This is a genomic window from Aliiroseovarius zhejiangensis (genome assembly GCF_014656375.1).
In the GTDB taxonomy this organism is placed as follows: Bacteria; Pseudomonadota; Alphaproteobacteria; order Rhodobacterales; family Rhodobacteraceae; genus Aliiroseovarius; species Aliiroseovarius zhejiangensis.
This window is the reverse complement of sequence record NZ_BNCH01000002.1, coordinates 44462-65557: the sequence shown is the minus strand read 5'-3', so window position 1 is coordinate 65557 and position 21096 is coordinate 44462. Positions and strand designations below refer to the sequence as shown.

Sequence of the window (21096 nt, the reverse complement as noted above, 5' to 3'; positions counted from 1 at the left end):
CCGGATGCTGGTCAAAACCCCCGAGGCCTTGATGCGTTTTCTGATTTCCTTTGCGCCGCTTTTGCTGTCTGTCATCCTGCTGCAACTCAGTTCGGGCGGCGTGGGGCCACTGGACGCGGTGTCCGGGCTGGTGATTGGATTCACCAAGGCCGAGATCGGGCTTCTGGGGTCGGCGCATTTCGTCGGCTTCTTCGTGGGCTGCTGGTGGGCCCCGCGGCTGATGGGCAGCGTCGGCCATGCCCGCGCCTTCGCCGGGTTCACCGCGATGGGCGCCATCGGCCTTCTGGCGCATATGCTGTGGATCGCGCCCTGGCCCTGGGCGGTCATGCGGATTGCCACAGGCCTCAGCATCGCGGGGGCTTACACGGTGATCGAGGCCTGGCTGAACGCCCGCATCACCAATGAAACACGCGGTCGCGCGATGGGGGGCTATCGCCTGGTCGATCTGGGCGGGTCGTTGGCCGCCCAGCTTCTGATCGGTGTGCTGGAGCCTGCGCATTACGTGTCCTACAACGTGCTGGCGCTGACCTGCTGCGCGGCGATCCTGCCGCTTGCGCTGACCCGCACCCCGCAACCCGACACGCCCCTGGCCCCGCGCCTGCGGCCGGCACTGGCCTGGACATGCTCGCCGCTTGCTGTGGCGGGCGTGATCGTGGCGGGGATCACCTCGGCGGCATTTCGGATGGTCGGCCCGGTCTATGGGCAAGAGGTCGGGCTGGCCACCGGGCAACTGGCCTGGTTTCTGGCCAGTTTCGTGCTGGGCGGGGCACTGGCGCAACTGCCGGTGGGTTGGCTGGCAGACCGATACGACCGCCGCTGGGTGCTGATCTGGCTGTCTGCCGCCGCGGTCGCAAGCTGCGCCATCACCGTCATGGCATCTGGCATGGGGCAAGGCGTGGCCTTCCTGACGGCCGGGTTCTTCGGCTTCACCACCTTTCCGATCTTCTCGATCTCGGCGGCGCATGCCAATGACTTTGCCACCAGCGAACAACGGGTCGAGCTGTCCGCAGCCCTGATGTTCTTCTATGCGGTCGGGGCCATCGCCTCGCCCTTGATGGCATCCGGGCTGATCGAACGCTTTGGCCCCCCGGCGCTGTTTGCCTTCATTGCGGTCGGTCACCTTGGCCTGATCGTCTTCGGGGTTGCCCGCAGCCGACAGCGCCCCACCCGCGACGTTCGCACGCCCTATACCTATACGCCGCGCACCTCGTTCTCGATGGGGCGGCTGTTCGGCAAGATGCGGGATCGCGGCTGAGGCGGCCCCCTGTGGCGATCTGCGTGCCACCCTCTGGCATTGGCGAGGGGCTTGGCGTATACGGCCCGAAAACCGCAAGCAAACCGCAGAACCGGAGCTCACATGAACCGCGTCCTTATCACCTCGGCTATTCCTTATATCAACGGGATCAAGCACCTTGGCAATCTGGTCGGCTCGCAACTGCCTGCCGATCTTTACGCCCGCTATAACCGTGGCCGGGGTCGCGAGGTCATGTTCATCTGCGCAACGGACGAGCACGGCACACCCGCCGAACTGGCCGCCGCCAAAGCTGGCAAGCCTGTGGCCGAGTTCTGCGCCGAGATGCACGCGGTGCAATCAGAGATCGCTGATGGGTTCCGCCTGTCGTTTGACAATTTCGGGCGCTCCTCGTCCGCGCGGAACCACAAGCTGACCCAGCATTTCGCGGGCAAGCTGGCCGAAAACGGGCTGATCGAAGAGGTCAGCGAGAAGCAGGTCTATTCCAATGCCGACGGACGGTTCCTGCCGGACCGCTATATCGAAGGCGAATGCCCCAACTGCGGTTACGACGGCGCGCGCGGCGACCAGTGTGAAAACTGCACCAAGCAGCTTGATCCCACAGACCTGATCAACCCGCGCTCGGCAATTTCCGGGTCCACTGACCTTGAGGTGCGTGAGACCAAGCATTTGTATCTGCGCCAGTCCAAACTGAAGGACAAACTGGATCAGTGGATCGACACCAAGACTGACTGGCCGGTTTTGACCACGTCCATCGCCAAGAAATGGCTGCATGACGGCGACGGGCTGCAAGACCGCGGCATCACCCGTGATCTGGATTGGGGTGTGCCGGTCAAGAAGGGCGATGAAGACTGGCCGGGCATGGAAGGCAAGGTGTTCTATGTCTGGTTCGACGCGCCCATCGAATATATCGCCGCCACCGCCGAGCTTGCCGACAAGCTGGGCGAACCTGACGCGTTCTGGCACCGCTGGTGGCGCACTGACAAAGGGGCTGACGATGTCCGCTATGTCCAGTTCATGGGCAAAGACAATGTGCCGTTCCACACACTCAGCTTCCCCGCGACCATCATGGGGTCGGGTGAGCCGTGGAAACTGGTCGATTACATCAAGTCGTTCAACTACCTGAACTATGATGGCGGGCAGTTCTCGACCTCCAAGGGGCGCGGTGTGTTCATGGATCAGGCGCTGTCGATTCTGCCCGCGGATTACTGGCGCTGGTGGCTGCTGAGCCACGCGCCGGAAAACTCGGACAGTGAATTTACGTGGGAGAACTTCCAGGCCAGCGTCAACAAGGATCTGGCAGACGTGCTGGGCAATTTCGTCAGCCGCGTGACCAAGTTCTGCCGTTCGAAATTCTCGGAAGCCGTGCCGGAGGGTGGCAGCTATGGCGATCTGGAAAACGCTCTGATCGCCGATCTGACCGCCAAGGTCCGCGCTTATGAGGCGCATATGGAAGCGATGGATATCCGCAAAGCCGCGCAGGAATTGCGCGGCATCTGGGTTGCGGGTAACGAATATCTGCAAACGGCGGCCCCGTGGACGACCTTCAAGACAGATCCTGATCAGGCGGCGGCGCAAATCCGTCTGGCGCTGAACCTGATCCGTCTCTATGCCGTGTTGTCAGCGCCCTTCATCCCTGATGCGGCGGACACAATGCTCAAGGCGATGAACACGGAGGATGACAGTTGGCCCGACGACGTGCCCGCAGCGCTTGGCGCATTGCCCGCCGGGCACAGCTTTAGCGTGCCGGAGAACGTCTTCGCGAAGATCTCGGACGAGGATCGGGAAAGCTGGCAGGAACGTTTTGCTGGTACGCGAGACTGACCGACCCGGCATATTCATACCGGATGTGGCGGGTGCCATGCGCACCCGCACCACATATGGCTTTTCTCTTTCCTTTCCTTCCAAACGGGCTATCTTGACATTAGCAGAACAATAACCGGGTGTTTTCACCGGAAAGATGGGTATCAAGGGCAGCAATAAAGTGACGATCGCTAAGGGTAAGCCACGGCCGATACGGCTTTCGCTTGGGGACAAGCGGTCCGTGCGCACGCAGTTCGGTGCCCTTCCCTATCGCGTGAAAGACGGCAAGGTCGAAGTGCTGCTGATCACAACGCGCGGGTCGGGCCGCTGGATCCTGCCCAAGGGCTGGCCGATGGATGGGGAAACCCCTGCCGGCGCGGCGGCCAAGGAAGCCTTCGAAGAAGCGGGTGTCGAGGGCAAGTTGAGCCACGAGGTGCTGGGCTTTTACTCCTACACGAAATCGCATGAGGGCGAACGCCTGCCCTGTGTCGTCGCGGTGTTTCCGCTGAAGGTGCGCAAGCAGCACAAAACCTTCCCCGAACACGGGCAAAGGCGGCGAAAATGGGTGTCGCAGAAGAAAGCCGCTCAACTGGTGTGGGAGCCGGAACTGCGCCGGATCATCCGCAACTTTGACCCCTCCACGGGCAAGCGCGGCTTGTAAGAACAGCAGCTTCGCCTGCGATGGCTTGCACCCGCCCTTGCGCATCGCCATATATATTCGGTCAGGTAACTTCGGAAAAGACGATGATCCGCTATGCCTTGAAATGCGACCGGAACCATACATTCGAAAGCTGGTTCCAGAACGCCGCAGCCTATGACGGGTTGCGCGCGGCGGGCCATGTTATCTGCCCGGATTGCGGGTCGACCAAGGTGGAAAAAAGCCTGATGGCCCCCAAGGTGCGCCCGGCGCGAACCGCGGCCACCGCGCCCGGGTCGACAGCTCCTGACAAGCCCACCCCCCTCGCCGCCCCCAATTCCGAGATCGAGGCCGAGATCGCGCGGCTGCGCGCCAGGATCGAAGCCGAAAGCGAATATGTCGGGGGGGCATTTGCCCGCGAAGCGCGCGCGATGCATCTGGGCGATGCACCCGAACGGTCCATCTATGGCGAAGCCAAACTGGCCGACGCGCGCGAATTGCTGGAAGATGGGGTGCCGGTGATGCCCCTGCCGTTCACCCCGACCCGCAAGGCAAACTGACCCGCAGGCTGCCTGCCCTGACACGCGCAGCCTTGCGCTTTTGCGCCCCACACCCTACACACGCGCAAACACAGGAAAACGGACGGGATTTGAGGCCAAGATGCCAATTCTGGTGATGAAATTCGGCGGCACGTCGGTCGCCACGCTGGACCGGATTCACCGGGCTTCGAAACGGGTCGCGCGCGAGGTGGCGAATGGCTATGACGTGATTGTCATTGTCTCGGCCATGTCCGGGCGGACGAACGAACTGGTGGGCTGGGTCGAAGAAACCTCGCCGCTGTTCGATGCCCGTGAATATGACGCGGTGGTCAGCTCGGGCGAGAATGTGACCGCGGGTCTGATGGCCCTGCGGCTGCAGGAAATGGACGTGCCGGCCCGCAGTTGGCAAGGCTGGCAGGTGCCGGTCAAGACCACGGGCGTTCATTCCGCCGCACGTATCGAGGAAATCCCAAGCGAAAACATCATGGCGAAGTTCGGCGAAGGCATGCGCGTGGCTGTGGTCGCCGGTTTTCAGGGCATTGCCGATGATGGCCGGATCACCACGCTGGGCCGGGGCGGATCAGACACCACCGCCGTGGCCTTCGCCGCAGCCTTCGGGGCGGAACGCTGCGACATTTATACCGATGTGGACGGGGTTTACACCACCGATCCGCGCATTTCGGACAAGGCGCGCAAGCTGGATCGGATCGCGTTTGAAGAGATGCTGGAGCTTGCCTCGCTGGGGGCCAAGGTGCTGCAAACCCGCTCGGTCGAGCTGGCCATGCGCTACAAGGTAAAGCTGCGGGTGCTCTCGAGCTTCGAGGAATACGACCCCAATGCAGGCACTCTGGTCTGCGACGAGGAGGATATCATGGAAAGTAAAGTTGTTGCCGGTGTCGCCTATCAACGCGACGAAGCCAAGATGACGCTGATCTCGGTCGCCGACCGCCCCGGCATCGCCTCGGCGATTTTCACACCCTTGGCCGAAGCGGGCGTGAATGTGGACATGATCGTTCAGAACATCTCGGAAGAGGGTCGCACGGACATGACGTTTTCGTGCCCCGTCGATCAGGTCGCCCGCGCCGAAAAGGCGGTGACCGACGCCAAAGCGCGCGGTGACATCAATTTCCACGACATCGTGGCCGACAAGGATGTGGCAAAGATCTCGGTCGTCGGCATCGGGATGCGCAGCCACACAGGCATCGCCGCCAAGATGTTCGACGTGTTGTCAAAAGAAGGCATCAACATCAAGGTCATCACCACGTCCGAGATCAAGATCTCGGTCCTGATCGACCGCAAATACATGGAGCTGGCCGTGCAGGCGCTGCATGATGCGTTCGAGCTGGAAAAAGCCTGATCCGCAACGGTTTACCGTTCACGCAAGCGAACCTCGATACGTAGATTTTCCATTATAGACGGCGGTTTTCCATTTTGCTCAGGATGGAGGAGCTGCGCGACCCTAGCCGCACCGTCAGCGGTCCTTCGCGCGATGGGACGCGAAGGGCCGGATTGGAGCCCAAAACCACTGAAGCCGCGTGACGAATGTATGACTGGTTCGCGGAAATCACTGGCTTTTTTGGCAGATTAGTCACCTGCAAGCGCCGGACTTTTCCTTTCATCCGGGAACTGTATAACTTTCGAGCAAGGCACGTGGCCGAGTGGCCCGGTTTTGGGGCGTTTGGGGCGCGTGGATTTTACGAACAATACGGCGGATGGGTCCTACCTGACTGGAGCGTACGGCTGGTTATCAGCTTGTTAACCAAAGTGGAGGGAGCTTTCCTTGAATTTCTCCTACGCGCAGGCATCTTTGATTGTCGATCAACACATCTACCGAAAAGCCTTTCAGGAATATCTGAGAAAAGGCACCCCGATTCTGCGGTCGATCAAGCAAGAGCGACCAACAACACATTACATCTGGCGAACACGCCGCGATGGCAAAGTGCGCTCAGCTCATGCAGAACGCGAAGGACAGATTTTCTCATGGGGTGATCCACCTGAAGGTGGGCATCCAGGGGAAGACTATAACTGCCGTTGCACAGCAGAGCCGTATTTTCCTGATATATCTGAGTATATTGAACTATCTATAGACGGGGTTGGCACAAAGTCAGGCTGGGACAACAACGACTTCGTAAACCATTATTTCAATGGACGAGGGCGGGGCGTCACTCTCTCCGAGAGAGGGCACAGCCGTAAAATCGGGGAAGCATTTATTGATCTTCACGGCGAGCCACTTAAAAAGCAGATCGCCAACGCTGCTAGAAATTCACGCTCAGGCAGTGTATCCTACAACTTCGAGAACACTTACAGTATGAATGGTGTCGTGTTTAGTATTGGAGACACAACGATAGGTGGGGCATTTTCTGGACATGTCTCCGAGAGCAATGGAATCCTCAGCATCGAAGGCCGCTTGGACCTCTACTTAAACGACGAATTTGCTGACCCTTTGGACGTTGGCGTCGAAGTCGACGACTATAGCCCCGGCAGCATCCTGTACGACAACATTCACAAGCCACTAAATGACTACCTACGTGGGCGGGTCGGCTTGCCACCCAACGGTCGTCAGAGATTGGGCGTTCGTGAAGGTGTCCCATATTCAATAACTGGCCAGTGGTCAGGCAGTGTAAGCGGGCAAATTTACGCCGATCCAGCTAAAAGCCGATATTGAAAATGCGGCGATTTCTTGGAGGTGCACTGGTAGTAGTGCTAGGTTTATGTAGCCTGATGGGCATACCAGCACTCTCTCTATCCGGCTTATATTCCCTAAAATATGGCGATTGCGTTCGTCTGCCTAGTGGCGCTGAAATTGGATACGAGGCTAACGTCAATTTTAGAAATTCATACTTCATACCAGATGCTGTGCTCCGAACAGTGGCTGGTGACATCATTGCCAAAGAAGTTTTTCCAATTCACCTGACTGAATTCGCAGCATTTGGGTGGGCTTGGCCAGAGCATGGAAACGATTTCATGTTTATCTGGACACAAGAAACAGGCGTGGTCAAAGAAGTCGAAAACCCAGACCTGTATAACAGGCTGTCACAAGACCTAGGGGAAACCTACTTTGGTGCCTCCAAAGATATGAACGTCAATACTCTTTGGATTTTCAACCAACTAAAAGAACAAGGCCGATTTAACAGCGATCATTGCAATACAAAGCTGCTAACCTGGTGAATTGCTCGCCTTTGCGTTCTCTTTTCTGCGGATCTGTCAAGCCTCTGGTGCGCGCGCTTTGTGGTTGATGTCGACTCTGCGTGTGACAGTTCGACTTCAGGGACAAGCTGCCATTCGATTTTGAATGGCGTGCGACCGCTTCGTCCGCATACCGGCCACTTAGCCCAAAGATCATCCAGCCTGCGGACAGGCACGACCTGCCAATTCCATCGTCAAACCGCTGAAATGACAGGCATTTGCGCGATAAGTCGCCACCTGTTTCGATTTAGCGCAAACATTTCAAAGGACTTTCTGGAAAATGTGGGCTGCTGCGATTACGGTAGGGTTCGCCCAAGTGGTTCATGGTTCCGCCTTTTTTACCAGTCGGTTCCGTGACACCCGCAGGAACAGGGAAAGGTATGTATGGCAGAAAGCCAGCAAAGTGACAGTCGCAAGCTTCTAGTGAAGCTGCGCGAAACCCTTGCCTCGGCGTCCGAGGGGCAGGAGCGGCTGGACAGGATCACCTCTCTGATCGCGGAAAGTCTGGGGGTCGAGGTCTGCTCGATCTATCTGTTTCGGGACAGCGAAACTCTGGAACTGTGCGCGACCGAGGGGCTGAGAGCAGAGGCGGTTCACCAAACGCGCCTGCGCGTGGGCGAGGGTCTGGTCGGACGCGTTGCCCGCCGTGGCCGCCCGATCAATACCAAGAATGCCCCGTCTGAGCGCGGGTTCCGCTACATGCCCGAAACAGGCGAGGAAATTTACTCCAGCTTCCTGGGTGTGCCGATCCAGCGTCTGGGCGAAAACCTTGGTGTTCTGGTCATTCAGTCCAGGGATGAACGTGAGTATTCGGCCGACGAGCTCTACGGGCTGGAGGTTGTCGCCATGGTGCTGGCCGAAATGACCGAGCTGGGCGCCTTTGTCGGCGAAGGCGAGGCCATGGGGGCGCTGCACCAGCGTCCAACCACCTTTACCGGAGGTGTCGGGCAGGAAGGGGCGGCCGAAGGCCATGTCTGGCTGCATGATCCGCGCGTTGTCGTCACCAATCCCGTGGCCGATGACCCCGAGGCGGAAAAGATACGCCTGCATGAAGGAATTGAACAATTACGGGTGTCAGTGGACGAGCTTCTGGCCAACACGCTGACCAAGGACAAGGACCAGATGCAAGTCCTTGAAGCCTATCGGATGTTTGCCAATTCCAAGGGCTGGCTGCGGCGCATGGAAGAAGACATCGATCGCGGCCTGTCCGCCGAAGCCGCGGTTGAAAAAGAACAATCCGCCGCCCGCGCGCGGATGAGCCAGGTGCCCGACGCATACCTGCGCGAGCGTCTGCATGATCTGGACGACCTGTCCAACCGTCTCTTGCGGATCCTGACCGGTCAGGGCAAGGAAACCGGCGCGGAATTGCCCGAAAACCCGATCCTGATCGCCACCAATATCGGGCCAGGCGAGTTGCTGGAATATGGGCGCGGATTGCGCGGGATCGTGCTGGAAGAAGGCTCGATCGCCAGCCATGCCGCGATTGTGGCGCGCGCGCTGGCCATCCCCCTGATCGTGCAGGCCGGTCGCATCTCGACCGAGGCGCTGAATGGCGATCATATTCTGGTCGATGGCGAGCACGGCATCGTGCATCTGCGACCGGAGGAAACCATCGTCAACGCCTTCCGCGACAAGATGGCGATGGAGGCCGCGCAACAGGAACGCTATCGCAGCCTGCGCGACAAACCGGCCATGGGTCTGTGTGGCACCGAGGTAAAGCTGCATATGAACGCGGGGCTGATGGCCGACCTGCCCTCGCTTGAAAACTCAGGTGCTGCGGGGGTGGGCCTGTTCCGGACCGAGCTTCAGTTCCTGACCGTGGATCGCGTGCCACGGCGCGGAGATCTGGCGGCCACCTATGCCCGCGTCCTGGACGCCGCCAAGGGCAAGCGTGTTGTGTTTCGCACGCTGGATATCGGGTCGGACAAGGTGCTGCCCTATATGAACCCGCTGGATGAGCCGAACCCGGCGCTGGGGTGGCGTGCGATCCGGGTGGGGCTGGACAAGCCCGGCGTCATGCGGATGCAGTTGCAGGCGCTGATCCGGGCGGCCGCCGGTCGTGATCTAAGCGTGATGTTCCCGTTCATCGCCCAGACCGACGAGTTTCGGGACGCCCGTGAAATGGTGCTGGCCGAACTGGAGCGCGAACGCGCGCTGGGTCATATTCTGCCCGAGAAAACCGAGATTGGCGCGATGCTGGAAACCCCGTCCATGGTGTTTGCGCCACAGCATTTTTACGAAATGGCGGATTTCATCTCGATCGGTGGCAACGATCTGAAACAGTTCTTCTTTGCCGCCGACCGCGAAAATGAACGTGTGCGGCGGCGCTATGACACTTTGAACGTGTCCTTTCTGAACCTGATCGAAGAAATCGTGACGCGCTGCGACGCTGCGCGAACGCCGCTCAGCTTTTGCGGCGAAGATGCGGGTCGCCCCATCGAAGCGGTCTGCTTTGCGGCGCTTGGCGTGCGTCACCTGTCCATGCGGCCTGCGTCGATTGGACCGGTCAAGCATTTGATACGGCGTACAAATATTCTGGAACTGCGCGATGTCATCGACGAAGCACGGCTGTCCGGTGCCCAATCGGTTCGCCCGGCTGTGCTGGAAATGCTGACCCGCAGAAAACCCGCGCAATCGTCTGTCGCCGTGTAAGGATTGACGAAAATTTTCGGCAGTTATCACTTTGTTCACCAGTTTGGAACAAAACTGGAACGAAACAAGGAGAACCCTCATGCCGATCAGTTTCATTATCACCGGAATCTTCACGGGAACCGCCGCCGCCGCGCTGGCCCTCAGCTTTGACATCGGTGCTGTCTGGGCGTTTCTGTCCTATGCCCTGTCCGGCGCCCTCGCCGTTCTGGGCGCTGCGGCGATTACGTCGATCCGACACAATTTCTGGCCGCGCAAGGGCTGGCATGACCGGCTGAGCCGGATGGCCAGCCAGTCGGGCGGTGCACCGCAGGTCGGTCTGTTCGCGGGCGTCAAGCGGGGGCGTCAGGTGCGGATGTAACCCGTGTGACCTTGCCGGTGACACCCGCCCATCCGCCATCCTGAAGCCGATAGGCCAACACCCGGTCCGGGTTGGTGGGTGGCGGCATTTCCACGCCATCCAGCCTGGAAAACCCAAAGCGCGCATAATACGAGGCATCGCCCACCAGCATCACCCGCTGCCCGCCCAGATCCTGTGCCACCAACAGGCTTTCGCGGATCAGGTGCCCCCCAAGGCCTTCGCCCTGCCGGGTGGGGTGGACGGCAACGGGGCCAAGCAACAGCGCGTCATGTGACCCGTGCTTGCCGCAGATCACGACCGGCCAATACCGGATCGCCCCGGCCATGATCCCGGCATCGTCCCGCGCGACCAGTGACAGGCGCGCCACCGGGTCGACCCCATCGCGCAACCGATACGAAGACAGCGCCTCGCGCCCCGGTGCGAAGCACAGATCATAAAGCGCCTCGACCTCCCACCAGTCCTTTTCGGTTTCTTGTGTCAGGTGATACACCTGCCGCCCCTCGCCATTTGCCGTTCTTTGCTGCTATCACGTCAACACGCAGAAAAGAAAGCGAGAAGCAGGTGTTCTATGAACCGAAAAACGGGCACGGGCTGCCCCATAATCCGTTCAACGCGCTGATCGTCCCGCGCCCCATCGCGTGGATTTCAACGCGAGGGTCTGACGGGTCGGACAACCTTGCGCCCTATTCTTTTTTCAACGGCGCCGCCTATGAGCCGCCACAGGTGATGTTTGCCTCGACCTCTGGCAAGGGGGACCGCAAACTGGGCAAGGATACGTTGGACAACATCAACGCCAACGGGGTGTTCTGCATTCATATGGTCGGGGACACGCTGACGGATGCGATGAACCTTACCTCGGGCAGCTATCCCCGCGATGTGGACGAAATTGCCCTGGCAGATCTGGAACGGGTGGAGTGCAACACCATCGCCGCCGCGCGCCTGCCCGCCGCCCCTGCCGCGCTTGAATGCAAGCTGACCCGGATAACCCGCCTGCCCGGCGACGAAAACCTGGTCTGCTTTGGCGAGGTGACGGGCATCCACCTGCACGATGACTGCATGGTGGACGGCATGTTTGACATCACCCTCGCCCGCCCCTTGGCGCGGCTGGGCTATCGTGATTACACGGTCGTCACCGACAAGTTCACCCTGAACCGACCGGGTGAATAGACGCGGGGCCATCCGCCTGCTAATCTGGTTTCGCAACCATGGAGGGTGACATGAACAATTCGGCCTGATGTCTTCAATGCTGTTTTTTCAGGAGGTCACATGCCGTTTTCCATGCCCGACGCCACGCGCGTCCACCCCGTCACCCTGCCCGATGGTTCGATCCACGAAGGCACGGTGTTCCTGTCCAACGTCATAGATCAGCCCAATATCGAGGTGGGCGATTTCACCTATGCCTCTGATTTCGATCCACCGCCGTTTGACGGCTGGGCCGGGCAGCTGGCCCCCTATCACTTCCCCATGTCCGAGGGGCGGCTGATCATCGGCAAGTTCTGTCAGATCGCCCATGGCGTGCGCTTCATCACCGCCGCAGCAAACCATGAGTTTGCCGGGCTGACCAGCTTTCCTTTCGGCATCTTCGCCCTGGATCAAGAAGTCATGGGCCAACCCGACAGTCGCGATACGATGATTGGTCACGATGTCTGGCTGGGTTTTGGCGCGATTGTCTGCCCCGGCGTAGCCATCGGGAATGGCGCGATTATCGGCGCAGGCGCGGTGGTGCGTTCGGACGTGCCGGATTACGCCATTGTCGTGGGCAACCCGGCGCAGGTCGTCAAGATGCGCCTGCCGCCTGATGACATTGCGCGGATGAACCGGCTGGCCTGGTGGGACTGGCCTGTCGTCCTGATCGCCCGCGCGCGGGTTGCGCTGGAAACGGGCGATCTGGATGGGTTGGAGGCGCTGGCCCCCGGCGCCTAGTGGCTGCCCAGGATCCCCGTGCGAACCGAGTAATCCGCCGCGACCTCGTAATCGGGGTCGTCATCACTGTCGACCATCAGGTGGCCGGCTTTGGTCAGCAACCGGTGGCAATCGCGGCTCAGGTGGCGCAACTGGACTTTCTTGCCGACAGCCTCGTATTTGGCGGCAACGGCCTCGATCGCTTGCAGGGCCGACTGGTCGACCACGCGCGAGCGGGCAAACTCGATCACCACCAGATCGGGGTCGTTCTTCACGTCAAACAGTTCGACAAACCCGTCGGTCGAGCCAAAGAACAACGGCCCTTCGACGTCATAGACCTTGGCCCCGTTCTCTTCGCGCGTGACCGCGTGAATGCGCGCCGCCGCGTTCCACGCATAGGCCAGCGCCGAGACGATCACGCCCACGACAACCGCAACCGCAAGGTCTTCGTACACCGTCACGGCCGTGACCAGCAGGATGACGAACGCGTCGGTCTTGGGCACCCGGCGCAGGATGGTCAGCGAGTTCCATGCAAAGGTGCCGATCACGACCATGAACATAACACCGACAAGGGCCGCGAGCGGGATCATCTCGATCCACGACGAGGCTACGACGATGAACAAAAGTAAAAACAGCGCCGCCGCGATCCCCGCAATCCGCGTGCGCCCACCGGATTTCACGTTGATCATGGACTGCCCGATCATCGCGCAGCCCCCCATGCCACCGAAGAACCCGGTGACGACATTGGCCGTGCCCTGCGCGATACACTCCTGCGAGGCGCCACCGCGATGACCCGTCATCTCGCCCACAAGGTTTAGGGTCAGAAGGCTCTCAATCAGGCCGATGGCCGCGAGAATGATCGCGTAGGGCAGGATGATCCACAGGGTTTCCAGCGTGAAAGGGGCCAGCATGGCGGGGGGATAAATCCCTTCGCCCGTGCCGAAGGGGTTGTGAAAACTGGGCAGCCCGCCCTTGATCGAGGCCAGGTCCCCCACCGTGGGCACTTCGATGCCAAAGGCAATGACAATGCCCGCTACAATCCCGATTCCGGCCAGAGGGGCGGGAATGATCCGGGTCAGCTTGGGCATTCCCCAGATGATCAGCATCGTCAGCCCCACAAGGCCCAACATGCTGTAAAGCGGCAGGCCGGACAGCCATTGATCCGTATTGTCCGGGTTCTTGAACTGTGTCAGCTGCGCCAGGAAAATCACGATCGCCAGCCCATTCACGAAGCCCAGCATCACCGGATGCGGCACCAGCCGAATGAACTTGCCCCAATGCATCACGCCCGCGAACACCTGCAAAAGCCCCATCAGGATCACGGTCGCAAACAGATATTCGACGCCGTGCTTGGCCACCAGTGACACCATGACGACCGCCAGCGCCCCCGTCGCACCCGAGATCATGCCCGGTCGCCCCCCGATCACCGCCGTGATCAGACCGACCATGAACGCCGCATAAAGGCCAACCAGCGGGTGAACCCCGGCCACGAACGCAAACGCCACGGCTTCCGGCACCAACGCAAGCGCTACTGTCAGACCAGACAGAATTTCGATCTTCAGCCGGTTCGGCGTCAGCTCTTCCGATTGGGAAAGGCGCAGATCAGGGCGTTCGATACGGGCGGCATAGCGTGCCAGAAGGGCTCGGGGCATGGGGTCACCTTGCAGGAGGGGTTGTTCGCGATGGGGGTGTCTAACGGGTATCTGCACGGAATGAAAGAAGCATGCGACATGGCACACCCCGTTTTTCCGTCGCTGCTTCGTGATTGGACCGTGAGGCAAGTTGCCCGGCATGGTCAGACGATCAGCAAACCGGAGATCTCATGTTCAAACCTGTGCTGGCCGCGTTGATCATTGCCGCAAGCCCCGCCGCCGCGCAGGATGCTGACGGCAACGACCGCCCGTCAAACTGGCGCGTCACCCATCAGTCGAAATCCGGGATCTGGACAACCGCCTGTGATGAGCGCAGGGCGGGAGAGGCGTTGGAACAACGCTGTTACATCCGTTGGGTCGATGTGTTTTCGCCCAAACCCAAATTTGCCGCACTGTTCGTGTTCATCACGAATGCAGACAACCGTCCCGAAGTGGCATTCGGCACCGAGGCCGGCACGCTGTTCTCACCCGACGGTTTTCGGATCAAGGACGGTGGCAGGCGGGTCTGGAACACGCTGCGCCGGGGGTGCCTGACCGGGCTGAGGTGCACGTTTTTTGGTGACGATGCCCTGACGCTGATCGGCGTGATGCAGTCCGGAGGGGAGTTTGCCTTCGAATTCCGTGACCGGCACGGCACATCGCAATCCCTGCGGTGGCCCCTGTCGGGCTTTGCCGACGCATTGGATCGCTTCAACACCCAGTCCGGCGTGCGCGGGCTGCCCACTTTACCGATTGCGCCCTAAAACCACCTTGCCACCCGCTGATTGATTGCCCAAAGTCACCACAACTTTCACGGCAGGAGGCTTGCATGGACACGGTCATTGGCATCATCGGTGGGTCGGGTGTTTACGAGATTGACGGGTTGGAGGAGGCGCGGTGGCAAGACGTTTCCTCGCCCTGGGGCACCCCATCCGATCAGGTTTTGACCGGGCGATTGGGCGGCGTGAACATGGCGTTTCTGCCCCGCCATGGGCGCGGGCATGTGCATGCGCCCTCGGACGTGCCGTATCGCGCCAATATCGACGCGCTGAAACGCCTGGGCGTCACGGATGTGATCAGCGTGTCAGCCTGTGGGTCGTTTCGCGAGGATATGGCACCGGGCGATTTTGTCATCGTGGACCAGTTCATTGACCGCACGTTCGCCCGCGCCAAGAGCTTTTTCGGCTCGGGCTGCGTGGCGCATGTGGGCTTTGCCCACCCGACCTGCCCCCGCCTGTCCGCCGCCTGCACCGTATCGGCCCGCGCGGCGGGTGTCACGGTGCATGAGGGCGGCACCTATCTGGCGATGGAAGGCCCGCAATTTTCCACGTTGGCCGAAAGCCGGATGTACCGGGACCAATGGGGGGCGGACGTGATCGGCATGACCAACATGCCCGAAGCAAAGCTCGCCCGCGAGGCCGAGCTTTGCTATGCTTCGGTCGCAATGGTCACCGATTACGACTGCTGGCACCCCGATCATGACGAGGTCGACGTGGCACAGGTCATCGCAACGCTCACCGGCAATGGCGACAAGGCAAGACGTATGGTGGCGGGGTTGCCGGCCCTGCTGGGGGCCAACCGCGCACCCTGCCCGCATGGCTGCGACCGGGCGCTGGACATGGCGATCATGACGGCACCGGACAAGCGCGACCCCACCCTTTTGGGCAGACTGGACGCCGTGGCCGGGCGGGTGCTGTGACCACACGCCACTTGCGTCAGTGACCGGATTGCGCCACACAAATGCCGACCCATTCTGCGAAAGGCGTTCCCATGAACAAGGGCAAGACCGTCAAGGACTACATCCGCACCATCGTTGATTTTCCGCACGAAGGCATCCTGTTTCGCGATGTAACCACCCTGTTTGCCGACCCGCGCGGGTTTCGCATGGCGATCGACCAGATGCTGCATCCTTACGCGGGCGAACAGATCGACAAGGTTGTCGGGCTTGAGGCGCGCGGCTTCATACTGGGCGGCGCGATTGCCCACCAACTGACCCTTGGCTTCGTGCCGATCCGCAAGAAGGGCAAACTGCCCGGCGCCACGTTGTCACAATCCTATACGCTGGAATATGGCGAGGCCGTGGTGGAAATCCATGACGACGCGATCCAGCCCGGCGAAAAGATCTTGCTGGTCGATGACCTTCTGGCGACGGGCGGCACCGCCGAAGCGGGGATCAAGCTGATCGAACGGCTGGGCGGCGAGATCGTCGGCTGCGCCTTCATCGTTGACCTGCCGGAACTGGGCGGGCGTAAGCTGCTTGAGGAGATGGGCATGGATGTCCATGTTCTGTGCGAATTCGAAGGGCTGTGAACCTCTTGTTAACGACGTGCCGCTAAACCTGTCCCTGCCTGACGGGAGTTCAGGCGCTGCTTGCTGGCATGACATATCGTGCAACGCCCTGCCTCACCCCGGCGGGGCGTTTTATTTTTCTATTTACCAGTATCTTTTTGCAACCATTCACGCCGAGCTAAAGATCACGCCGGGATTCATGATGCCGCTAGGGTCCAGCGCATCCTTGATCGCGCGCATCGCGGCCAGTCGCGCCGGGTCGCCATAGCGGGTCAACTCCTCAGGTTTCAGGCGACCGATCCCGTGCTCTGCGCTGAACGATCCTGCATGAGATTGCACCAGATCATAGACGATGCTGCGCACCTGTTGGCGCTTGTCAGCATATGCCACCACCGTCTGCCCTTCGGGCGGAAATACGTTGTAATGCAGGTTGCCATCACCCAAATGCCCGAACGCATTGACCCGAAACGGCGCGAGCTGCGCAAGGGCTGCGTCTGCTTCATGCAGAAAATCAGCGATCACCGACAGCGGCAGGGATATATCATGCGAACTGATCGCACCGATGGCACGGTTGGCCAGCGGTATGTCCTCGCGCAGTTTCCAAAGGGCGGCGCGCTGGTCGGCGCTTTGGGCAATCACGCCATCGTCGGTTAGCCCGACCCGCTCGGCGTCTGCAAACAGGGTGGCCAGTTCGGCCTCGGGGTCTTGACCCGCACCCAGTCCCAGGTCGATCAGCACCGACCAGTCCGGGCGCGTGGCAAAGGGCTGCGCGCCGCCAAGCCCCGCAATCCGCAGGAAATCCAGCCCGGTCCCCTTGATCAGCTCAAACGCGCTGATCCCCTGCCCGAGCCGCGCTTGCGCCATCGCCAGCATATCCAGCGCCGCCGATGGATCGCGGACCGTCAAAAGTGCGGTGCCTTGCCGGGCCGGTTGCGGAAACAGTCGCAGGCTGGCGGCGGTGATCACGCCCAGTGTTCCCTCGGCCCCGCACAGAAGCGCGCGAATATCGAAACCGGTATTGTCCTTGCGCAATCGTTTCAGCCCATGATGGATTGACCCGTCAGGCAACACCGCCTCGACCCCAAGGCACAGATCACGGGCCGAGCCATAGCGCAGCACGTTCACCCCGCCCGCGTTGGTGGACAGGCATCCACCAATCCGGCACGATCCTTCGGACGCCAGCGACAGGGGAAACAGTCGATCCACCTCATCCGCGGCGGCCTGAATGTCGGCCAACACCGCTCCGGCCTCGGCGATAAGCACGTTCTCGGACGGGTGAATGGCGCGAATTTTCGTCATCCGCTCAAGGCTCAGGATCACCGGGGCAGCGTCCGGCATGACCTGCCCCCCCACCAGACCAGTGCCGCCGCCAAACGGAACCACCGGCACGCGCGCCGCAGCACATTCGCGGATGATCGTCGCAACCTCGTCGACCGAGGATGGCGCCAGCACCAGACCCCCGGTCCCATGAAACAGTCCACGCGGTTCTTCCTGATAGGCGGGCGTCAGGGGGCGAAACACCGGATCGGGCAACACAGCACGCAGCCGTGTTTCAAACGCACCGTCCACTGGTTCCAGATCGCCCATGACCGCCCCGCCTCTGACCTATCCGGCCTGCGTGCGCCCGCGCCGGTCTGATCGAAGGTTGGCATAGAGCACGTGATTGCGCCAGCGTCCGTTGATCTGCAAATAGCTTTGCGCGACGCCTTCGTATTTATAGCCGACCTTTTCCAGCACCCCGCGCGACGCGGCATTTTCGGGCAGGCATCCGGCCTCGAGCCGTGACAGGTCAAGCTCGTTGAACGCGTAATGGACCACGGCCTCCAGCCCTTCGCGCATATATCCTTGGCGCGCAAACCGTTCCCCGATCCAGTATCCAGTGGTGCCCGCCTGGGACGGGCCGCGCCTTATATGATCCAGCGTCACCGCGCCCACAAGCGCCTTGTCCGCCCGTCGAAACATGAAAAGTGGAAGCGCGGTGCCCCCTTGGATCGAACGATTGGCCCAATAGACGCGATTTGTGAAACTCTTGCGGCTCAGATGATCCTGCGCCCAGGTCGGCTCCCACGGGGTCAGGAAGTCGCGGCTGGCGGCGCGCAACGCCGCCCAGCCGCGAAAATCGCCATGGGCAGGGGGGCGCAGGGTCAGACGTTCGGTTTCGATCCTGACCTTCTTGGACCGTCCCAGCATCAGGCCACACGCCTCTCTTGCAGGGCCTCAAGGCTCAGCGCCTGCTCTGCGGGTCCATAGACCGCCATCGCCATGTCGCCCCGTATCAGCCCAGCACCGAAATCACGCAGATCGGCCAGCGTCACCGCGTCAATTTTTTCGACCGTTTCCGACAGCGGCGGCACGCGGCCCCAGATCGCAACCAGCCGCGCCATCCGTTCAGCCCGCGACGACGGGCTTTCCAGCCCCATCAGCAGCCCTGCCTTCATCTGCACCCGCGCCCGGTCCAGCTCCCGCTCCGTGATATCCGTTCCGGCGCGCTTCATCTCGTCGATGCACAGCCGCGACAGATCGGCAATATCGTCGCCTGACGTGCCGGCATAGATCGTCATCATCCCCGTGTCGTCATAGGCCCCGAGCTGCGAGAAGATCGAATAGCACAACCCCCGCTTTTCGCGCACCTCCTGAAACAGACGCGAGGACATGCCGCCGCCCAGGGCCGAACTGAACAGTTGCGCCGCATAGAACGCATCGTCACGATAGCTGGGGGCTTCAAACCCCAATGCGAAATGCACCTGCTCCAGCCCCGGCCGCTGTTCGATGCGCGACCCGCTTGCCCAGCGTGCCGGGTCGGTCACGCGGGGATTGCGGGGCTTCAGATGCCCAAAGGCTGCTTCGGCAAGGCGAAGGATCTGGTCATGATCGACCGCCCCCGCTGCCGACAGGATCAACTGCTCCGGCCCGTAATGCTGCCCCACGAACGCCGAGAGGTCGTTTTTTGAGAACGAACGCACACGCTCCACCGGCCCCAGGATCGTGCGCCCCATCGGTTGATCGGGAAACGCGGCTTCCTGCAACCAGTCGAAAATCACGTCGTCCGGCGTATCCAGCGCCTGTCCGATTTCCTGCAAGATCACGCCGCGCTCGATCTCGATCTCGCTGTCGTCGAACACCGGGTTCAGCACGATGTCCGAAATCACATCTAGCCCCAGCGCCACATCATCCTTCAGCACGCGCACGTAATAGGCCGTCACCTCGCGCGAGGTATAGGCATTGATATAGCCCCCCACATCTTCGATCGCCTCGGCGATTTCAAGGGCGGACCGTTTTTCGGTGCCTTTGAATGCCATATGCTCAAGAAAATGGGCAATGCCGTTCTGGGCGGGGGTTTCATGCCGCCCACCCGCCGTCACCCACACCCCGACCGAGGCGCTCTCCAACCCCGGCATATGCTCGGTCACGACGCTGACGCCGTTGGGCAGCCTGTCCAGACATACGCTCATGCAGAGATGACCTTTCCGGCGCGTTCGCAGATCAGGCTTTTCAGCGCCTCAAGGTCGTTGGCCACGCGGGTTACTCGCTCGTCCCGGTCAAACAGTCCTGCCATATGCTGCGGTAAGGGTGCGTCCTGCCCGCAGGCCTCCTTGACGGCGGCAGGAAACTTGGCCGGGTGTGCGGTGGCCAGCGTGATCATGGGGCTTGCGCCCAGATGCTCGTTTGCCACCTTCACGCCAACGGCGGAATGGGGGCAGAGGACTTCGCCCGTTTGCGCGAACGCGGCGCGAATCTGCGCCATGGTTTCATCCTCGGAGGCGCGTCCGCTGTCGAAGTTGTCGCGTAGGAACTCCATCGCGCCCTGGCTGATTTTGAAGCCACCATCTGACAGGTCGGCCATCTGGTCGGCCACCACCTTGCCGTCACGCCCATAGGCGTCAAACAGCACACGTTCAAAGTTGGACGAGACCTGTATATCCATCGACGGGCTGATCGAGGGCGTCACGCCCGCCTTGGTATAGGCGCCGGTCTCCATGGTGCGGTGCAAAATGTCGTTCTGGTTCGTGGCGATCACCAGTTGATCAATCGGCAGCCCCATTTTCTTGGCGATATAGCCTGCGAAAATATCACCGAAATTCCCCGTGGGCACGGTGAAGCTGACGGTGCGATGCGGCGCACCCAACGCAATCGCCGAGGTGAAATAATACACCACCTGCGCCAGCACCCGTGCCCAGTTGATCGAGTTCACGCCAGCCAGTTTCACCGCGTCGCGAAAGGCGAAATCGTTGAACATATCCTTCAGACGCGCCTGACAATCGTCGAAATCACCATCCACGGCCAGCGCGTGGACGTTTGCCTCGTCCGGCGTGGTCATTTGGCGGCGCTGTACATCGGAAACGCGACCATGCGGAAACAGGATGAACACGTCGACCGCATCCAGCCCCTTGAACGCCTCGATCGCCGCGGACCCGGTGTCGCCAGAGGTCGCGCCGACGATGGTTACATGCTCGCCGCGACGGCTCAGCGCCACCTGAAACAGTTGCCCGATCAGTTGCATGGCGAAGTCCTTGAACGCCAGCGTGGGGCCGTGGAACAGTTCCAGCAGAAAGTGGTTCGGGCCAAGCTGCACCAGCGGCGCGCGGGCGTCGTGGTTGAAGCCGGCATAGGCTTTAGCGATGATCTCGGCGAACTCTTCATCCGTGAACGTGTCGCCCACGAACGGGCGCATCACGCGAAACGCGACCTCTTCATAGGGCAGCCCGGCCAGGGCGGCGATGTCGCCCGCGCTCATGGTCGGCACGGTTTCGGGCACATAAAGGCCGCCATCACGGGCCAGACCCGTCAGCATGGCATCTTCAAAGCTCAGAACCGGGGCGTCGCCACGGGTGGAAATATAGCGCATT

20 protein-coding genes are annotated in these 21096 nt (G+C 61.0%); 14 read left to right on the top strand and 6 right to left on the bottom strand.

All coding sequences use genetic code 11. From position 1 onward, the window contains the following. Window positions 1-31 precede the first annotated feature (31 nt). From IE188_RS04995 to IE188_RS04955, 9 genes are all read left to right on the top strand, one after another. Window positions 32-1255, top strand: a complete 1224-nt coding sequence (locus tag IE188_RS04995) for an MFS transporter (RefSeq protein ID WP_191285383.1) — start codon at window positions 32-34, stop codon at window positions 1253-1255. Window positions 1256-1357: 102 nt separating this feature from the next. Beyond that, on the top strand, window positions 1358-3076 hold the full coding sequence (gene metG, locus IE188_RS04990) for a methionine--tRNA ligase (protein WP_191285382.1): 1719 nt from the start codon (window positions 1358-1360) through the stop codon (window positions 3074-3076). A gap of 160 nt (window positions 3077-3236) precedes the next feature. Next, window positions 3237-3716: an NUDIX hydrolase gene (locus tag IE188_RS04985; protein WP_229836517.1), complete on the top strand. Its 480-nt coding sequence runs from the start codon at window positions 3237-3239 to the stop codon at window positions 3714-3716. Window positions 3717-3799: 83 nt separating this feature from the next. Beyond that, window positions 3800-4252 carry a DUF1178 family protein gene (locus IE188_RS04980; protein WP_191285380.1) on the top strand — a complete coding sequence of 151 codons (453 nt, stop codon included), beginning with the start codon at window positions 3800-3802 and terminating at the stop codon, window positions 4250-4252. Between the two features lie 100 nt (window positions 4253-4352). Further along, window positions 4353-5588, top strand: coding sequence for an aspartate kinase (locus IE188_RS04975; RefSeq protein WP_191285379.1), 1236 nt, complete (start codon window positions 4353-4355; stop codon window positions 5586-5588). Between the two features lie 423 nt (window positions 5589-6011). Further along, the gene (locus IE188_RS04970) at window positions 6012-6896 is read left to right on the top strand and encodes a minor capsid protein (protein ID WP_191285378.1); all 885 of its coding nucleotides are present in this window, start codon (window positions 6012-6014) and stop codon (window positions 6894-6896) included. 2 nt (window positions 6897-6898) lie between these two features. Next, window positions 6899-7399, top strand: coding sequence for a hypothetical protein (locus tag IE188_RS04965; protein ID WP_191285377.1), 501 nt, complete (start codon window positions 6899-6901; stop codon window positions 7397-7399). 402 nt (window positions 7400-7801) lie between these two features. Further along, on the top strand, window positions 7802-10069 hold the full coding sequence (gene ptsP / locus IE188_RS04960) for a phosphoenolpyruvate--protein phosphotransferase (protein WP_191285376.1): 2268 nt from the start codon (window positions 7802-7804) through the stop codon (window positions 10067-10069). Between the two features lie 79 nt (window positions 10070-10148). Continuing rightward, a complete protein-coding gene (locus IE188_RS04955) occupies window positions 10149-10427 on the top strand; it encodes a hypothetical protein (RefSeq protein ID WP_191285375.1) in 279 nt (92 codons plus the stop codon). On the opposite strand, the gene IE188_RS04950 is transcribed toward IE188_RS04955, so the two are convergent. Further along, a complete protein-coding gene (locus IE188_RS04950) occupies window positions 10399-10917 on the bottom strand; it encodes a GNAT family N-acetyltransferase (RefSeq protein ID WP_191285374.1) in 519 nt (172 codons plus the stop codon). The genes IE188_RS04955 and IE188_RS04950 overlap by 29 nt on opposite strands. A gap of 71 nt (window positions 10918-10988) precedes the next feature. Here IE188_RS04950 and IE188_RS04945 point away from each other — a divergent pair, with 71 nt between their 5' ends. Together IE188_RS04945 and IE188_RS04940 are read left to right on the top strand one after the other, a co-directional pair. Further along, window positions 10989-11594 carry a flavin reductase family protein gene (locus IE188_RS04945; protein ID WP_191285373.1) on the top strand — a complete coding sequence of 202 codons (606 nt, stop codon included), beginning with the start codon at window positions 10989-10991 and terminating at the stop codon, window positions 11592-11594. Window positions 11595-11693: 99 nt separating this feature from the next. Next, a complete protein-coding gene (locus IE188_RS04940) occupies window positions 11694-12350 on the top strand; it encodes a CatB-related O-acetyltransferase (protein ID WP_191285372.1) in 657 nt (218 codons plus the stop codon). Here the strand turns inward: IE188_RS04940 and IE188_RS04935 are convergent. After that, window positions 12347-13981: a SulP family inorganic anion transporter gene (locus tag IE188_RS04935; RefSeq protein ID WP_191285371.1), complete on the bottom strand. Its 1635-nt coding sequence runs from the start codon at window positions 13979-13981 to the stop codon at window positions 12347-12349. The genes IE188_RS04940 and IE188_RS04935 overlap by 4 nt on opposite strands. Window positions 13982-14151: 170 nt before the next feature. On the opposite strand from IE188_RS04935, the gene IE188_RS04930 reads away from it, so the two are divergent. From IE188_RS04930 to IE188_RS04920, 3 genes are all read left to right on the top strand, one after another. After that, window positions 14152-14724, top strand: a complete 573-nt coding sequence (locus IE188_RS04930) for an invasion associated locus B family protein (protein ID WP_191285370.1) — start codon at window positions 14152-14154, stop codon at window positions 14722-14724. A gap of 65 nt (window positions 14725-14789) precedes the next feature. Further along, window positions 14790-15659, top strand: a complete 870-nt coding sequence (locus tag IE188_RS04925) for an S-methyl-5'-thioadenosine phosphorylase (protein WP_191285369.1) — start codon at window positions 14790-14792, stop codon at window positions 15657-15659. A 71-nt stretch (window positions 15660-15730) separates the two neighbouring features. Further along, entirely contained in the window at window positions 15731-16270 is a 540-nt protein-coding gene (locus IE188_RS04920; RefSeq protein WP_191285368.1) for an adenine phosphoribosyltransferase, read from the top strand. 147 nt (window positions 16271-16417) lie between these two features. Here IE188_RS04920 and IE188_RS04915 read toward each other — a convergent pair whose 3' ends face one another. The 4 genes from IE188_RS04915 to thrC are packed head-to-tail and all read right to left on the bottom strand — an operon-like array spanning window position 16418 to window position 21095. Then, on the bottom strand, window positions 16418-17836 hold the full coding sequence (locus IE188_RS04915; protein ID WP_191285367.1) for an FAD-binding oxidoreductase: 1419 nt from the start codon (window positions 17834-17836) through the stop codon (window positions 16418-16420). Between the two features lie 18 nt (window positions 17837-17854). After that, entirely contained in the window at window positions 17855-18439 is a 585-nt protein-coding gene (locus tag IE188_RS04910) for a GNAT family N-acetyltransferase (RefSeq protein WP_191285366.1), read from the bottom strand. Continuing rightward, the gene (locus IE188_RS04905) at window positions 18439-19701 is read right to left on the bottom strand and encodes a M16 family metallopeptidase (protein WP_191285365.1); all 1263 of its coding nucleotides are present in this window, start codon (window positions 19699-19701) and stop codon (window positions 18439-18441) included. The genes IE188_RS04910 and IE188_RS04905 overlap by 1 nt, the downstream gene beginning before the upstream one ends. Beyond that, on the bottom strand, window positions 19698-21095 hold the full coding sequence (thrC, locus tag IE188_RS04900; RefSeq protein WP_191285364.1) for a threonine synthase: 1398 nt from the start codon (window positions 21093-21095) through the stop codon (window positions 19698-19700). Before thrC ends, IE188_RS04905 begins: the two co-directional genes overlap by 4 nt. Window position 21096 lies beyond the last annotated feature (1 nt).

Coding starts and splice junctions, on each gene's coding strand:
- IE188_RS04925 (WP_191285369.1), top strand. CDS start 14,790: ATGGACACGGTCATTGGCATCATCGGTGGGTCGGGTGTTTACGAGATT.
- thrC (WP_191285364.1), bottom strand. CDS start 21,095: ATGCGCTATATTTCCACCCGTGGCGACGCCCCGGTTCTGAGCTTTGAA.
- IE188_RS04910 (WP_191285366.1), bottom strand. CDS start 18,439: ATGCTGGGACGGTCCAAGAAGGTCAGGATCGAAACCGAACGTCTGACC.
- IE188_RS04935 (WP_191285371.1), bottom strand. CDS start 13,981: ATGCCCCGAGCCCTTCTGGCACGCTATGCCGCCCGTATCGAACGCCCT.
- IE188_RS04980 (WP_191285380.1), top strand. CDS start 3,800: ATGATCCGCTATGCCTTGAAATGCGACCGGAACCATACATTCGAAAGC.
- metG (WP_191285382.1), top strand. CDS start 1,358: ATGAACCGCGTCCTTATCACCTCGGCTATTCCTTATATCAACGGGATC.
- IE188_RS04975 (WP_191285379.1), top strand. CDS start 4,353: ATGCCAATTCTGGTGATGAAATTCGGCGGCACGTCGGTCGCCACGCTG.
- IE188_RS04920 (WP_191285368.1), top strand. CDS start 15,731: ATGAACAAGGGCAAGACCGTCAAGGACTACATCCGCACCATCGTTGAT.
- IE188_RS04915 (WP_191285367.1), bottom strand. CDS start 17,836: ATGGGCGATCTGGAACCAGTGGACGGTGCGTTTGAAACACGGCTGCGT.
- IE188_RS04905 (WP_191285365.1), bottom strand. CDS start 19,701: ATGAGCGTATGTCTGGACAGGCTGCCCAACGGCGTCAGCGTCGTGACC.
- IE188_RS04965 (WP_191285377.1), top strand. CDS start 6,899: ATGCGGCGATTTCTTGGAGGTGCACTGGTAGTAGTGCTAGGTTTATGT.
- IE188_RS04930 (WP_191285370.1), top strand. CDS start 14,152: ATGTTCAAACCTGTGCTGGCCGCGTTGATCATTGCCGCAAGCCCCGCC.
- ptsP (WP_191285376.1), top strand. CDS start 7,802: ATGGCAGAAAGCCAGCAAAGTGACAGTCGCAAGCTTCTAGTGAAGCTG.
- IE188_RS04955 (WP_191285375.1), top strand. CDS start 10,149: ATGCCGATCAGTTTCATTATCACCGGAATCTTCACGGGAACCGCCGCC.
- IE188_RS04940 (WP_191285372.1), top strand. CDS start 11,694: ATGCCGTTTTCCATGCCCGACGCCACGCGCGTCCACCCCGTCACCCTG.
- IE188_RS04995 (WP_191285383.1), top strand. CDS start 32: ATGCGTTTTCTGATTTCCTTTGCGCCGCTTTTGCTGTCTGTCATCCTG.